Genomic DNA, 13168 nt, shown 5'->3' on the forward strand with positions numbered 1-13168 from the left:
GTTGATCAGGCGTCTGGCAGCCCCTTGGTGGTGCCGGTGCCGTCGTCAGCGTTGGGCTTGCCGGCAGGCGGTGCAATCTCGCCGCCAGCATTCAGCCGAGCAGCTTCCGCTTCCGCTTCATCCTTGGTGCCCGTGAACTCGCCAACACGGTCGCTGCCCTTGCTGACGATGACGAAACGCCCACCACCGTTGTGCTTGGCGCTGTACTCATGAAGGTCGGCGTTGGGCTTGCCGGCGGGTGCGGGTGCTGACGCCTTAGCGGCGCCAACGATTTTCAGGTTGCTACCTGGGCTGTCGATTTCCAGCACCACGGTTTCACCTGGCTCATAGAGCCGACCGTTGATGAATGACCGCTCCAGCACTTCATAGCGCTTAGACATTGGTCTGCACTCCAGCAACGATGCCGGCGGTTACTTTGCCCAGTGTTGGGGCGGCGCCAGTCACGGTGTAGTTGAGGCGCAGAAAGCGTTCAGTCTTCTGCGGCAGGGTGATAACTGGAGTTTGGTAACCCAGCTTCAAGTCAGCCAGCGGCACTACCGCCTGGTACAGGGAGCGTGGCGAACTGAACGCCGAGTTGTCATCGGTCTGCAACTCGATGGTGAGGCTGGTCAGGGTGTTGAATGCTTCAACTACCTGGATCACCAGCGGAATGTCACCGGCGCGGCCCACATCCTTGTTGTCGCCACGGTCAATAACGTCGGTCGAGGCTGCCGAGGCGGTGATTGCCTGGGCATTCGACATGAGCAGCTTTGCGTCGAAAAGCATGATGGTCTCTCCGTAGTAGGGGAAAACCACGCAGTCGTTAGACTACGCGGGCTTCGGTGTTGAGGATCGCGTCGTTGCGCTTGATCGGGATGCCCAAGAATTCCGGGATTTTCTTGCCGCCGTATTCACCGATGGTGAGGTTGACGTTCTTGGAATTCATGGCCTGCTTGTGCAGCCAGGATTGAATGGTGCGGTTGGCGTAGATGATGGTCCGGCCTTCACCCTGCTCCGGGTTATCGATGCGGTACAGAGCATCAATCATCAGATCGATGATGTTCGCGCCGGTCGCGCCATCACGGGTCAACTGGGTGACATCGATATTCGCGATGCGGGCGTTTGCGCGCCAGTCACGAACCGACATGCCAATGTCCCACTTGAAGTGGTCACGGTATGCCTCGAAATCACCGCCGTTCTCCGCACGCGCGGTTTGCTGACCCAGGAATTTGTGCTGGAAGCCAGCAACGCTGCCCTTCGGATACAGCAGGTGGGTGGTCATCTCGCCCCAGGTAACAAACCAGATCGAAGTGTTGGTCGAACCCGTGCCACCGGCGTCGACGATGTTGGCACCCGATTCGGCTGACTTGTCGTTGTAGCGCGGCGCCAGCCCCAAGAAAGCCTGCGGCTCTGCCTGGGTGTTGCCGTAGATCATGTAGCGCGCGGCCTTGTTGTTGAAGCCCTGGAGCTTCGCCATGTTTTCGGAAGTGCGGAAAGCATCGGCGTTGCCGCTCAAATCAGCCAGCGCCTTATCGACCAGACCGTAGTCTTCCATCATGCCGGTGGTATCCAGCACAGGAACGGTCTGGGATTTGGAAGGCTGAATGCCTTGATTGAACATGCGCCAGGTTGGTTCAGGGATACCCGAGCGCATGGTGGTTTTGTGTTTGGAGCCGTCGTTGCACTCCTGATACTCGGCGTCCATGAGGATGTCGTTTCGCTTGGCCATCAGCTCGACGATCTTCATGATTTTCTTGGTGCTGTCTTCCCTGCTGAACTTATCGATCAGGGTCGGCATGGTGGAAGTCAAAATGCCCATCGTTGTTTCTCCTACGCGTTAAAAAGTGTCTTAGCGGAAGGCGTCGACAATTGTGATTTCTTTGGGCGCGTCGGCCTGGTTGCCCGGCAGGACAAACTTGTCTTCCGAAATGGCCTGGCTGATGCGGTGGCAGAACTTGAACAGTGCCGGGTGATTACCCAGGCCTGTGCCGTTCAGCAGCTCGGTTAGGGCTGGATCGCCGAAGGACTGAATGACCTTGATTGCGCTGGCCACGCTCTTGTCGTAGTTCGCGCCGCCAAGCTCGGGATCGTTCTTGACCTCGGCCGCCCAGTCCTGGCCCTGCTTGATGGCCGCTGCCTGGTACTCGTCAGCCTGTTTCTGGGCCAATGCGCTTTGCAGGTCGATCAGCTTCTGCGCAGCGGCTTGCGGAATGTTCAGCTCCTTGGCCAACCCCTTGAACGTGTCCAAGGTGCCGGCATCCATTTCAATGCCTTCCGGCAGGGTGAAGTCGGTGTAGGCCTCAGGCGCGCCCTGTTGCTCATCCTTGCCCGTTTCCTTGGGCTTTCCGTCTTCAGGCTTTGCGGGGTCTGCCGGCTTGGCCGGGTCACCACCTTCGGGTTTAGGGTCGGTGGTTGCTGGCGTTGCTGGCGGGGTCAACGTGGTGGATTCAGTTGCCGGAGCAGCTGCAGGTGCAGCAGCAGGGGTTGCAGGTGTTGCGCCGCCCGCTGGAGTGCCATCGGCCGACGCTTCGTTCATAAAAACGCGTCCCATCAGTTTCATCATCAGGCTGCTCAATTGGATTCATCCTCTACAGGCTTGGGGGCGTGCTCAGCAGCCATGACCGGGAACTGCCCGGGGCACAGCTGATTCACTTCGCCCAAAAGAAAAAGGCCAACATTTCGTTGGCCTTCGTTGAAGTTCATGATTCCCCCGTGGGGGTTGAATGAGGGTTCGAACACTTTGCAATGCCCCATCAGGCGCCACATGAGGCGGCGCCCGCGCGGATCGTTCATCAGCCAACGGAAGTCCGCGGCCTCCTGGTCACGGATTGCCTTCTTGGCTTGCTTGTCGGCTTCACCCAGTGCGTCAAGATCATCAAGATCAGTCATCACAGAGCCCCGGCGAGCTGGGTCAGCGCGTTATCGCCGCTGGTGTCCGTCTGGCTGAGCATCTGTGCGCCTTCAATCACGCTGCCGAGCTGCTGCTGCATCTGCGCTTGCTGCTCGGCCTGGGCCCGTTGTTGGCGGATCTGAACGACCATGTCGTCAGCACGGACAAGCGTCGGCGGTACCCCAATCAGTTCGAAGTACTGACGCATGGCTTCGTCGGCGTTCAACAGGTCCAGCGGGTCAAGGCTCTGCGTGGTCGTGGCAACCTGACCAGCGAACCCGATAGCGCGCTCAATGCTGGAAACACCAATGGCTTTCTGGGCCTGGGCCAGGATGCTGGTGAACTCAACCCGCAGATCCATGTCCGCCAGTTCTTTCGGCGGTGGTGGAATCAGCGGTGCACCAGGTAACAGGCCCATCCAGCGCGGAATTGATTGCTCGAGCATCTGGTTGAAGACCATGTCTACCAGGGGATCGAGCAGGTCATCAGTCTGGCGTTCGAGGACTGGGCCGAGCATCAGCAACTTTTCTTCCTTGCGCGTGGCGATCTCGTAGGCCGTCCGGACGCTGTCCATCTGGCTGATCATCAAGAACAGATCGACGAAAAAAGCGGTGTCGATAATCTCGCCGTCAGCCTGTATCTCTGGCCGGAGCTGGCCAAGCCATGCAGGATTGACCGTGTAGAGCGGTTCAAACTTGGCGCCAAGCTGCATGTCGTTTAGATAGGTGATGCTGCCGGGAAGGATGGAGGCGCGTTGATTCTTCAGGCTCGACGGTGCCCCCATAGGTGGCCGCACCCCCTTCTCCAGCAGCTCAGCTTTACGGCGCTCCATCAACTGCACCGCCTTGACTGAGCCGATGCACATCGAGCCCGGGCCGGTGCCGTAAACATCCTCGCCGAGAACATCCCAGCGCGGCGCCATGCAGGGAAATGTCTTGAACCCGGACTTGCGCAGCACGCTGTCTTTGTCGCTGCCGCTTTCCCAGTAAACAGAACGGAAGGCCATGTTCTGGTTGTCCTGACGCCCAGGCTCACGCATGTCGTTCGGCTCAATCGCGTGCACAACATCAACCCACGCTTCTGGATTGTTGTCCGCGAGTGTCCGCGCGGTTTGGCTCATGGAGGCCTTACCGAACTGTTGCTCCAACTGGCGGGCAGTCATTCGGAAGTCGCGGTAGATGGTGTCCACCTGGTTGCGGCTGTTGTTGGCCAGCATGTACCCGCCCACCGGCATCGGATAACAGCGAAACAAATCGTCGTCATCCGGCAACACGATCATGGGCGCGGTACCGAATACGCCCTCTTCGGCATACCGGTTCGGCAACACGCTGTACAGATTGGAGCGAGCCATGACTTCGCGCATGGACTTCTCGACCGCGAACAGCCAAGCCTTGACCGGTGCAAACTCCATCAGTCCTGGATCAGGTGTTCCGAACTTCACCCATGGCGCGGCTGGGTTGGTCATGCCTGTGTGCATACCTGCGCCCAGGGTGCGTGCCGCAAAGGACGCTCGCGGGTTGATAATCTTCTGGTCCCGGCGCTTCCCGCTGTTGGTATCAGTAATGTTCCAGCGTCCAGAGCGCGGACTGATGAAGTCCCCCAGCTCCTTCCACTCAGTCAGCCAGTTGCTGTCGCGCTCGTTCTTCAGGCGGGAGTGGCGCTTTTCGAGGCGTTCGCGCAGGGAGTCGGCCAACTTACACCCCCAACAGCGTTTTCTGGCTGGTGTTGGCGTTGCCGAGCAGGCCAGACGAACCAGTCAGTAGCGTTGAGTTTTGGCCGGACTGGGCCAGGCGGCGCCGGCGCTCAGCCTCTACGGCAGCCTGCACCGAGTCGCTGCTGGTGGTCGGTGCAGTTGAAGGTGCGGTTGTGCCAGAGCCTGTCATGGCTTCAGCCGCGGCCTTCTCACGATCCGCTTTGTTGAGCATGCCGGTGTTCTCACCGGTCAGGTTCGGCATCCCCATGCCCTCAAGGAGCACGTCCCCGCCGCGCAATGGGTCGAGGTCAACCACCTTGTTGACCAATTTTTTAAGCTTCTTGGCGCACATGTTCATCACTCCGAATAGGGGTCGTAATCCGATTGGTACTGGCCTGCCTGGGCAGATTCGAGCTGCCAGCGCTGCACGGCGAAGCGCCGCATCATGTAGGCGTAACGGGAGGCGGAAAGGATGTCGTCGTTGAGCTTGACGATCTTTCCTTTCTCGTCGCGGTGGTAATTCATCTTCTCGTCGAAGAAGTCCGAAAGGTGCGAGAAGACCTTGAAGCGGCCGGTTGTCATGCGCTCGTATAGCTCAACAACACCCGCCTCGACCCCCACACCACCCGCAGGCCAAGTGGCATGGACACCCAACATTTGCCAGCCGGCGTCGACGTAAGCCGACTTCTGCTGCTCACCTGAGGACTTCTCAGACTGCAGGCCATCAGATGGCCAGGCGGTTGGTACGCCTTTCGCCCATGACTTCACGGATCCCCAAGCGGTTACTGGCGTTACGTTCTTTTTCTTCCAGGCATGCGCGACGTAAATTACATCCGCCTCAATGTCGATCCAGAGCTGAATGTGGGCCTGCGGGTGATCCCAGCCGAAGTCCATGCCGTTGATGACAAAGAAGTGCGGCGGGCAAGGAAACGGCGCGCACTTGATGTCGTCGTCGCCGAAATCGAAAATCAAACCGGCACCGAGCAAAGGCATGCCCTGTGTCCTCATTGGCCGTTGCCAGGATGGGTAAGCCGCCAGCAGTTCACGGCGGATTTTCTCGCTGAGGTGCGGAGCGTCGTCCCAAGTGGCCCGCTGCATGTGCTGCCCCTCGGCGGGGTCATCCATGAACTTGACTACCAGTTCGGTGCGACCATTCTCCGGTGTGAACGTCAGGATCCCGCGACCGCCGCGACCACGATCCCCCGTAGCTGTACGAGTCAGAACCTGCGGATAAATCTCCTTGTCCTGGGGCTCTTCGTCGATGTGATACCAGTCGACGCTGTCACCCATGATTGCGTGCTGGCCCTGGCTGTAGGACCAGAACTGGACAGTGGCAACCCTTCCCGAACTGTGTTGAACGCGGATTTCCCGCATCGCACCAGGTGTTCCAGACGCTGATAGATGCCCGAGGATGCGGTCAGCCGGAATAAGTCCCCCCGTCCACGCACCGTTCTCGTAGGTCCCGAACAGTGGCTTTTGCAGCAAGTCCCGGGTTTTCTCCATGGAGTACCCGAGCAACCAGCAGAGCGGAGCAAAATCGAACTTGTGTCCTTCCCAGTCGTCCGGGTAGTCGCCGAGCAAGTGAGCTGCATCGATCGTTAAGCCCGTACGCGTTTTGCCGACACGGTTGGCCGCCATCAGCATGCAGGCTGAGTACTCGGCTGTGGCCCGGATGAACTTGTGCTGCCACTCATACAACGATTCGAACTGAAGCTTGAACTGCCGCTGCTTGTTACGGCGTGCTCTCTCTTCAAGCAGTTCGATCAGCTCCAGCTTTGCCGCCCTATCAGTCGGAAAGCTGGGCGATTTGGCGGTCAAGTTCTTCGTCCGTCAGGTTGGTGAGGTTAATACGTCCGCTGTGCTGGACCTGGTCACGGAAGGCATTGACGTTGACGTGCTTGCCGAGCAGCTCCAGGTTCTTGACCTTGTCCGGCCATTTGATTTTCTTCATGAGGCCGACCATCGAGCGATCCTTTCCCGCCCCCTCGAACATCTCGGCGATATCGAAACCCGCCAGGTACTGGCGCCATGGCTTGGGCCACTTGGAAAGCGGTTTGAACGACATGTCGTCTTCCAGGATGTCGATGACGTCGAGCTGGTCGATCTCAGTCAGCCGCTGCAGCACGTAGTCAGCGTCCACCTGGGCGCGCTTGTTGCGGGCTTCCATGGCCTCTTTGATCGCCGCCGCAATCTCGGGGCGCTGCATGAGCTGCCAAGCCTGGTCCTTGGCGCCGCGCTTGCTGTACCCGGCCCGGATTGCCGATTGGGTGGCGTTCAGGTCAACCAGGTACTCGATGACGAACAGTTGTTGCTTCGCGGTCAGGGCCATGAATTACCGCCCCTGTTGAGTGGTACCGCCCAGGCAGACGGTGTTGATGTAGTCCTGTGCTGCGCGCAGAGCGATCAGTCCCTGGTCGCCGTCGTCGGTGATGGCGACAATTCGTTCACCAGCCGCTGGGTCAAGTTCGGCTCGCGCTTCTGCATCACCCACGCTGGCGGCGCCGGCGGTGGTTCGCACAGCGGGACACTTGGCGAGGACTGACAGCCGGCGAGCGCCAGAAGCGACATCAGCACGCAGCTGGGTATTAGTGGCTTGAGCATCGGTCAGGGCCTTTGTGTGTTCGGTGTCGAGCTCGGCCAGCAGGCGCTGTGTGTTGCGCCGCGACTCGGCGGCTTTGTTCAGTGTGTTGACCTGAGCGTTGGCGGTGGCCAGATCCTTGGCCTGAGACTCGATGTGCTGCCAGCCGAGCAGAATCGCCACCGCGCAAGCAGCAAGGGCAGCGAGCAGGTAGCGGTTCATGGTGGCTTACTCAGTCGGTGGTTGCGCTGGTTGGCTTTGCTGATGCAGGCGCTCTTTCAGCTCGTAGCCCATCAGTGGCCACAGTTCGGCGCGGGCGTTATCAATCGCGACCTTCTCGCCGATCTCCTGATTGTCGTTCGCCGGCGACACGGAGGCGCTCGGGCGGCCAGTGACGGAAAAGCCGTTCTTGGTGGTGAGGATCGCCCAACGCAGAATGCCGCCGCCGTGCGTGGTGTGCTTTACGATCTCGGTGTGGATGATGTTGGCGTCGAAGGCGGCCAGGGTGATGCGTGGCGCGGTTAGTCCCTTGGCCTGAATTTGTTGCTCAATCGTCTTGTCGTTCACAGTGGTTGCCTCTGGTGGCTGGTGGTGACGGGATTAGGCGAACTTGGCAGCGCGGGTGTTGAGGATCCCCATGTACAGGACCATGGCGTCGGCCTGCATCTTCAATAGCTGACGTTCATCGTCTGGCAGGCCGGCATACAGCGGCGTGGCCAGGAACGCTTCCAGTTTCTGGACGCGGTCGACCAACTGCTCCAGCTCGGCAACAACACGCTGCTGATGCGGCGGCAGGTGGCCAACTGCACCAACGGACACATAGCCCGCATCAAACTGCGCCTTTGGCGACCAGCTGATGTACCCGGTGTGGTCCGGATGATTGGCCGCGCCACCGTCGGTGTACTCGACCAGGTAGCCTTCGTCGGCGCCGTTCTCGTCTTCCGGCAGGGTCCAGCCGCGATACTCGTTGTAGGCGAGACGAGTCATTGCCAGCGCCAGGACGATCTTCGTGCCGATGTAGTGCTTGATCATGGATACAGCCTCTCGGGTTGGGTGATTCATCGTGCGTACCAGGTCAGCTGGTAGCACCTCGCGTCATCGGGGATCTGGGCCATAGGCCAACGCAAACAATCCATGTGCTTGCGCTCGGGCTTGGTACGGCTCACCCGGAGCGTCTGGACCAGGTAGGCAGACCCGGCAGCGGTGGTGATGTAGTCGCCGACCTGAATGCCTTCGGCGCCGTCCACGTACAGCTTGCACGGCGTGTATGGCTGTTTGCGGCCTGCCATGGGATTACTGCGCAGCCATGCACTTGGCATACCGCTCAAGTTGCCGCTTCCAGACGCCAGGGCACCGCTTGTTGCCCGGTTTCGAGCAGTCGAAGCCGGCGGCATAGCGGTACTTGAGTAGGTCGGTGCAAGCCTGGGGGTAGTTGCCGGCCAGCAGGTCGCGTCGCATCGATGACGCGCGCCAGGTGCCAATGCCGTACTGGCCGACGAAGTCCATGTACAGATCGAACTCGACCTGGTGCAGGCCAACCCCAGGCAACGACGCAGCAAAGCGCTTTTCGTCCTGGGTCAGCAGGTTGCGGGCCAACAGCTCGGCGCGGGGCGGCGTGATCCGATCGCCCATCCTGACGGGCGTGCCGTCTTCGTAGCGGGTCGAGCCGTGGCCGATAGTTGGCACGTCCCCCTTGGTGGGGATGATTGCGCGGTCTGTGTACCCTTCGTTGACCTTCCATGCGCCAAAGCCTGCAAGGCTCACGCTCAGCATGGTCACGGCAATGCGCTGGCGAGTGGCGTTCATCGCTGGCACTGATCGCGCAGGGCCTGGATGCGGGCGGCGCTCTCGGCGTGTTCGCGGCGGTCGCGGCGAATCTGGAAGTAAGTGCTGATGATCAGACCCAGCACCGCAACCACGACGCCAGACATGCCGATCCAGTTCACTTGGGATAGCCACCCGGCAAAGCCAGCAGCACCGCCAACGATCATGCCCTTGTTGGCAACGGAGACACCCACCGCTTCGATGATCCCTTCTGGCGCCGGGTTTGCCATTTGTGAACTCCTGACTGGGGCTTTCATGTGGGCCTCCAGAAACGAAAAAGCCCCGCGCAATGGCAGGGCTCAGGATTGAATTTCAGGCAACAAAAAACCCGCACTCGGCGGGTTTCTGGGAGCTGGACGTAACTTTGCAACGTGATGAAAAGGTATCAAAACACTCGCCAAATGGTCAAGCCTGTAGTTTTCAGGCTACTGGGATTTGCCAATCTCAGCAGCAACACGGACGATTGCGAGCCGATAGCTGCTGGAGTGCCATGGCTCTTTCGCTTTGATGTCGAATTCATTGCTATAGGCCACAAGCGTGTCCCCAGACGGCTCCGGATAATCCAACTTAATTCGCAGGGCGATCATGAGCAGGAAGCAGTCTGCGTCATCCTCCAGCGGATTCCAGACTCGCATTTCTCCACCACCAGGGTGACTATGCGCCAACAAGTCGCCACCCGGGCTGACGGTGAATTCAATCAAAGCCGTCTTAGCCGCCAGTTCCAGCAGTTTTCGTTCTTCATTGGTCACTTGAAACCCTCCTGTTCGTGCGGCCGGATACTACGCGACACGCCGTGCTACGTCGCCAACACGCTGGCGCTGGTTCCAGTATTCGGCAACACGGTCTAGGTAGATCAGGTGACGCCCTGGGTTCTCGACCACATCACTGCCCCACTCGGCCCGATACGCATCGCCGTACACGCGCATACGACTGATCCAGCGGCGCAGCTGCTGGTCGTCCATCGCGCTCAGGCGTTCGCGCAGCGCAAGTACCGAAGCCTCTCGGCGCAGCTGGTACCGCGCCGAACGATCCTCGGCAACGTGTTCACGGTCGTGCACACCCCAACGGCACAGCCCACCACCAACCCGCTCTGCCATTCGAACAATGACCGCTGCAACAGGCTTCAGCGCCTTCGCGTCCAATTTGTCGACGGTGCTGGCGATGGCCCCCCAGATCGCAGCCCAGTCCCTGGCCCAGTGGCTAACGCTGACGGTTGTGCCGTACCAATCACGCACAAAATCACTCACCCGGCCGGGGCCCCACGATTCGCGACCGTTCACGGCAGCCTGGTGGCTCTTGATCGCAGCCAGGGCCATCCAGTAGGCGACCTCCTTGCGCTTGGCGGTGCAGTCACCCAGGTCCACGGTCAACCACACCAGAGCATGTGCCACGTTGATGTCCTGGCCGTTGGCGATTGGGGAATACAGCGCGTGCCCGAAGTGCTGCAGGGGCTTGGGCAGCGTCCCGATGGCCGATTGCACCAGGCCGGCCGCCAGCATGTGAGCGCACCGCCCGTTGCTGTCGCGCATCGAAGGCATTGTCTCGCCCACCACCCTGCCCTTTTTGCCCAGCTTCACCCGCTCAGAGGCTGCCGCCAGCACGGAATCGCGGCTTTCGTGCAACGCCTCACGCCACGCCTGCCGAGCACTGATCAATTTCATAAATCCCCCTTGTTGCGTAGTTCTGCGTAGTTCAGTAGCACTGCGTGGGCAGGCCAAGCAGGTAGAGCGTTGTTCCAAGCACTGCCAGAGCGACGAACGCAATGAAGGCTATGGCGGCATATGGGTTCACGGTGAACACCCCTCAAAACTTCTCAAAGGCCCATCCGCCACCGGACTTTTTGGTCTTTGCAGTGACTGCAACGATCTGGAACGGGTACAGGCTCGCCGCGACTTTTGTTTTTACCCGGGCATCGTCAGTCCAGAAGCCCTTGACCTCATGCAACTCCATTGCGCCGTCGGCGAGCATTACCGCGAAATCTGGCGTGTAGAACGTGTTGTCCGCGAGGCGCAGCTTGATCCCTTCGAACTTGAACCAGGCAATATGCCCAACGAACTGACGATCTTTCAGGTACTCCTGGTAGGCCGCTTCGGTCTTGTTCATTTCCCCGGTTTTGAGGCGCCCAAGGGCTTGCAGCGAACGGCTCATACCGCCACGTCTCTGGTTATGCATGGTCATCCCTCCGGATGTTGAGCTTGGCCAGCAGCATGGCGCGGCAGGATTTGGGGTCTTTGGGGATTTCGAGGATGGCGACCAGTTCGTCAGCCTGCTTGCGGCTGTGCTCGAGCTGGACCTGCTCGCGTGGCCGTGTGCTGTCGTGGCCCAGGCCGTGGGCAATCCGCCCTTCGAGTGGCTGGCCGGTCTGTGCACGGCGCGTGACGATGGCGTAGTTACGTTCGAAGCGTTGGCGGAGGGCCTTGTCGTTGTTCTTTGCTGCGTGCAGGTCGAACGTGCTGGTGGCTTCTGCTGCGATGCGCACGGCCGCGTGGCTGTACTTCCCCGACCGGGCTTCATCCCAGGCCTGGGCCTCGCTTGGCAGGCCTGGCACTTGCAGGCACATGGCGCGAAAAACGTTCGCAGGCGGTGGCCAGTCGAACTCATCGCCCTTCTCGACCAGCGTGTTCAGGCCGTTGGCGATCTGCTGACCGGTCAAGCCTTTGAGAACGGTTGCCCACGAATGGCCTGGATCAGCTGATACGCCGAAATTCGACGTCCAGCGGTGGCCGTACATCTCGCTCATCTTGATCCACAGGCTGTCCATCAGCTTCTGCGGCAGCTTCTCGGGCTTCTCGCTCAGCAATGGCTGCTCGGACCTGGTCTGGAACTGAGCCTGCGCTTTTCCGGACATTCCGCTGACTTGGATTTGTTTGGGAACTACGGCCGGCTTGGCCTTGGGCATTGTTTTCAGGTCGAGCGTGTCCATTGGCGGAGCTCCCGCTGGCTTTGGCGTATTGGATTTGGGTGTTCAGGTAGGCGACCAGTTGGTATTCCCACTGGGCCTGGGTCTGCTCTTTCTCTGGCCTGACGTGCCAGTAGGAGCAAAAGGCGTCGAGCACCTCAGTGGTGGCGGCGCTGACCGGGACTTTGTTTTTGAAGCAGATGGCTTTGAACGTCTTGGGATCAGGAACCCAGCCGTCGAGCGGCATCGGGAAGTACGTCCCGCGCTCTAAATAATTAATAGGATTAACGGATATCGGAGGTAGGTTGCTGATCAGGGGTTCGCCTGATTCTGATCCGGTTGCTGAACCGTCGCCAGAATCCGCGAAAGCCCCATATTCATTGGGCTCTATAGAATCTTCTTGTGGTTGTTGATCTGGTTGCTGATCGGGTTGTTCATCGGTTGCTGATGTTTTGGACGGACTATCCCTATCCGCATTCGGCAGCTGATAAACAAGGGGTCCAATGGGGGTTATTGCACCAATGGTGATCAGGCGATCAACCAGCGATCTGACCTTTTGCCTGGTAGGGGATCCAGACTCATGACGGCCGCGCGTGGGGGCAATATACAACTCTTCGCGAAACATTTGTTCGCTGAGTCTTCGCCTTTCACCAGACACGCCCGTCCTGTAGTCCATAAACCGGCGTATGGCGCAGTAAAGCTTGAAGACGTCCGCGGGCTCATCAGCCAGGGCACTCCACTCCGCGTCATTGATCTGGAAGGAAGGCACAGTCAGTCCTCTTCCAACTGGTCGACGTGCTGGATGTGCTCCATCCAGCGCTTGGCCTGGTACAGGATTGCCTCGATGTCGCGCTCGTTGAAGCAACGCATGTGCGTCGGAACAATCTTGAGGTCGAGCACTGCAAGGATCTGCGCGAACTGCTCGAACTTCTCCGGCTTCATGCGGCTGATCGTCGCTTCATCGCAACCCACTGCAAGCGCAACCGGTGCATTGCCGACGGATGCAAGACGCTGCATGAGAACGGCGTTGTTCTTGCGGGCCCTTACGGTTTGCTCTTGGCTTAATGGGCTCGTCGACATGGTCAGGCCGCCGACTGTGAGCCTGCATCCGGGTACAAATCCGGACGCAGTTCATGCCTTGAGATTCCACAGGCAGCCTCGACCGACAGTACACGCTCGGCCGGGATTTTCCCGGTAGCGCACCAATGCTGAACGGCTTGGGGCTTGATATTCAAAGCTCGAGCCAGTGAAGACTGGCCCCCTGCGGCCTTTGCCGCTCGGGTTGGTGCGTTATCACTCATGACA

At 59.6% G+C, this 13168-nt stretch carries 21 protein-coding genes and 1 pseudogene; all 22 read right to left on the reverse strand.

Annotation, left to right across the window (positions count from 1 at the left end; genetic code table 11):
- Positions 1-5 precede the first annotated feature (5 nt).
- The 22 genes and pseudogenes from Q1W70_RS00320 to Q1W70_RS00420 all read right to left on the reverse strand — a co-directional run bounded on the left by Q1W70_RS00320 (position 6) and on the right by Q1W70_RS00420 (position 13164).
- Positions 6-380, reverse strand: coding sequence for a hypothetical protein (locus tag Q1W70_RS00320; RefSeq protein WP_302098471.1), 375 nt, complete (start codon positions 378-380; stop codon positions 6-8).
- Positions 373-765 (reverse strand): Bbp16 family capsid cement protein, encoded by a 393-nt coding sequence (locus Q1W70_RS00325; RefSeq protein ID WP_302098473.1) that lies wholly within the window; start codon positions 763-765, stop codon positions 373-375. Before Q1W70_RS00325 ends, Q1W70_RS00320 begins: the two co-directional genes overlap by 8 nt.
- Before the next feature lie 37 nt (positions 766-802).
- A complete protein-coding gene (locus Q1W70_RS00330; protein ID WP_302098475.1) occupies positions 803-1777 on the reverse strand; it encodes a major capsid protein in 975 nt (324 codons plus the stop codon).
- Between the two features lie 51 nt (positions 1778-1828).
- Positions 1829-2515 (reverse strand): hypothetical protein, encoded by a 687-nt coding sequence (locus tag Q1W70_RS00335; RefSeq protein ID WP_302098477.1) that lies wholly within the window; start codon positions 2513-2515, stop codon positions 1829-1831.
- A gap of 35 nt (positions 2516-2550) precedes the next feature.
- On the reverse strand, positions 2551-2868 hold the full coding sequence (locus tag Q1W70_RS00340) for a Bbp19 family protein (protein ID WP_302098478.1): 318 nt from the start codon (positions 2866-2868) through the stop codon (positions 2551-2553).
- A complete protein-coding gene (locus tag Q1W70_RS00345) occupies positions 2868-4562 on the reverse strand; it encodes a portal protein (protein WP_302098479.1) in 1695 nt (564 codons plus the stop codon). The genes Q1W70_RS00340 and Q1W70_RS00345 overlap by 1 nt, the downstream gene beginning before the upstream one ends.
- Before the next feature lies 1 nt (position 4563).
- On the reverse strand, positions 4564-4914 hold the full coding sequence (locus Q1W70_RS00350; RefSeq protein ID WP_302098480.1) for a hypothetical protein: 351 nt from the start codon (positions 4912-4914) through the stop codon (positions 4564-4566).
- Between the two features lie 5 nt (positions 4915-4919).
- Complete coding sequence (locus Q1W70_RS00355; RefSeq protein WP_302098482.1) at positions 4920-6380, reverse strand: phage terminase large subunit family protein; 1461 nt, start codon at positions 6378-6380, stop codon at positions 4920-4922.
- Positions 6349-6891: a terminase small subunit gene (locus Q1W70_RS00360; protein WP_302098484.1), complete on the reverse strand. Its 543-nt coding sequence runs from the start codon at positions 6889-6891 to the stop codon at positions 6349-6351. The genes Q1W70_RS00355 and Q1W70_RS00360 overlap by 32 nt, the downstream gene beginning before the upstream one ends.
- A gap of 3 nt (positions 6892-6894) precedes the next feature.
- On the reverse strand, positions 6895-7362 hold the full coding sequence (locus tag Q1W70_RS00365; protein ID WP_302098485.1) for a lysis system i-spanin subunit Rz: 468 nt from the start codon (positions 7360-7362) through the stop codon (positions 6895-6897).
- Positions 7363-7368: 6 nt separating this feature from the next.
- Positions 7369-7707 (reverse strand): Gp49 family protein, encoded by a 339-nt coding sequence (locus Q1W70_RS00370; protein ID WP_302098486.1) that lies wholly within the window; start codon positions 7705-7707, stop codon positions 7369-7371.
- 33 nt (positions 7708-7740) lie between these two features.
- Positions 7741-8172 (reverse strand): crAss001_48 related protein, encoded by a 432-nt coding sequence (locus Q1W70_RS00375; RefSeq protein WP_302098487.1) that lies wholly within the window; start codon positions 8170-8172, stop codon positions 7741-7743.
- 26 nt (positions 8173-8198) lie between these two features.
- Positions 8199-8429, reverse strand: coding sequence for a hypothetical protein (locus tag Q1W70_RS00380; RefSeq protein WP_302098488.1), 231 nt, complete (start codon positions 8427-8429; stop codon positions 8199-8201).
- Positions 8430-8433: 4 nt separating this feature from the next.
- Entirely contained in the window at positions 8434-8946 is a 513-nt protein-coding gene (locus Q1W70_RS00385; protein ID WP_302098489.1) for a glycoside hydrolase family protein, read from the reverse strand.
- Positions 8943-9194 (reverse strand): holin, encoded by a 252-nt coding sequence (locus tag Q1W70_RS00390; RefSeq protein WP_302098491.1) that lies wholly within the window; start codon positions 9192-9194, stop codon positions 8943-8945. The genes Q1W70_RS00385 and Q1W70_RS00390 overlap by 4 nt, the downstream gene beginning before the upstream one ends.
- A gap of 195 nt (positions 9195-9389) precedes the next feature.
- Complete coding sequence (locus tag Q1W70_RS00395) at positions 9390-9713, reverse strand: hypothetical protein (protein WP_302098492.1); 324 nt, start codon at positions 9711-9713, stop codon at positions 9390-9392.
- A 30-nt stretch (positions 9714-9743) separates the two neighbouring features.
- Positions 9744-10625, reverse strand: coding sequence for a hypothetical protein (locus tag Q1W70_RS00400; protein ID WP_302098493.1), 882 nt, complete (start codon positions 10623-10625; stop codon positions 9744-9746).
- 142 nt (positions 10626-10767) lie between these two features.
- The gene (locus tag Q1W70_RS00405; protein WP_302098494.1) at positions 10768-11136 is read right to left on the reverse strand and encodes a DUF1064 domain-containing protein; all 369 of its coding nucleotides are present in this window, start codon (positions 11134-11136) and stop codon (positions 10768-10770) included.
- On the reverse strand, positions 11129-11887 hold the full coding sequence (locus tag Q1W70_RS00410; protein WP_302098495.1) for a hypothetical protein: 759 nt from the start codon (positions 11885-11887) through the stop codon (positions 11129-11131). The genes Q1W70_RS00405 and Q1W70_RS00410 overlap by 8 nt, the downstream gene beginning before the upstream one ends.
- Positions 11888-11966: 79 nt before the next feature.
- Positions 11967-12539, reverse strand: a pseudogene (locus tag Q1W70_RS27130) (hypothetical protein); the annotation flags it as partial.
- A gap of 95 nt (positions 12540-12634) precedes the next feature.
- The gene (locus Q1W70_RS00415) at positions 12635-12943 is read right to left on the reverse strand and encodes a CII family transcriptional regulator (RefSeq protein WP_302098496.1); all 309 of its coding nucleotides are present in this window, start codon (positions 12941-12943) and stop codon (positions 12635-12637) included.
- A gap of 2 nt (positions 12944-12945) precedes the next feature.
- Positions 12946-13164: a transcriptional regulator gene (locus Q1W70_RS00420; RefSeq protein ID WP_150292424.1), complete on the reverse strand. Its 219-nt coding sequence runs from the start codon at positions 13162-13164 to the stop codon at positions 12946-12948.
- Positions 13165-13168: the final 4 nt, after the last annotated feature.

This window comes from Pseudomonas kielensis, from assembly GCF_030505375.1.
Taxonomy (GTDB): Bacteria; Pseudomonadota; Gammaproteobacteria; order Pseudomonadales; family Pseudomonadaceae; genus Aquipseudomonas; species Aquipseudomonas kielensis.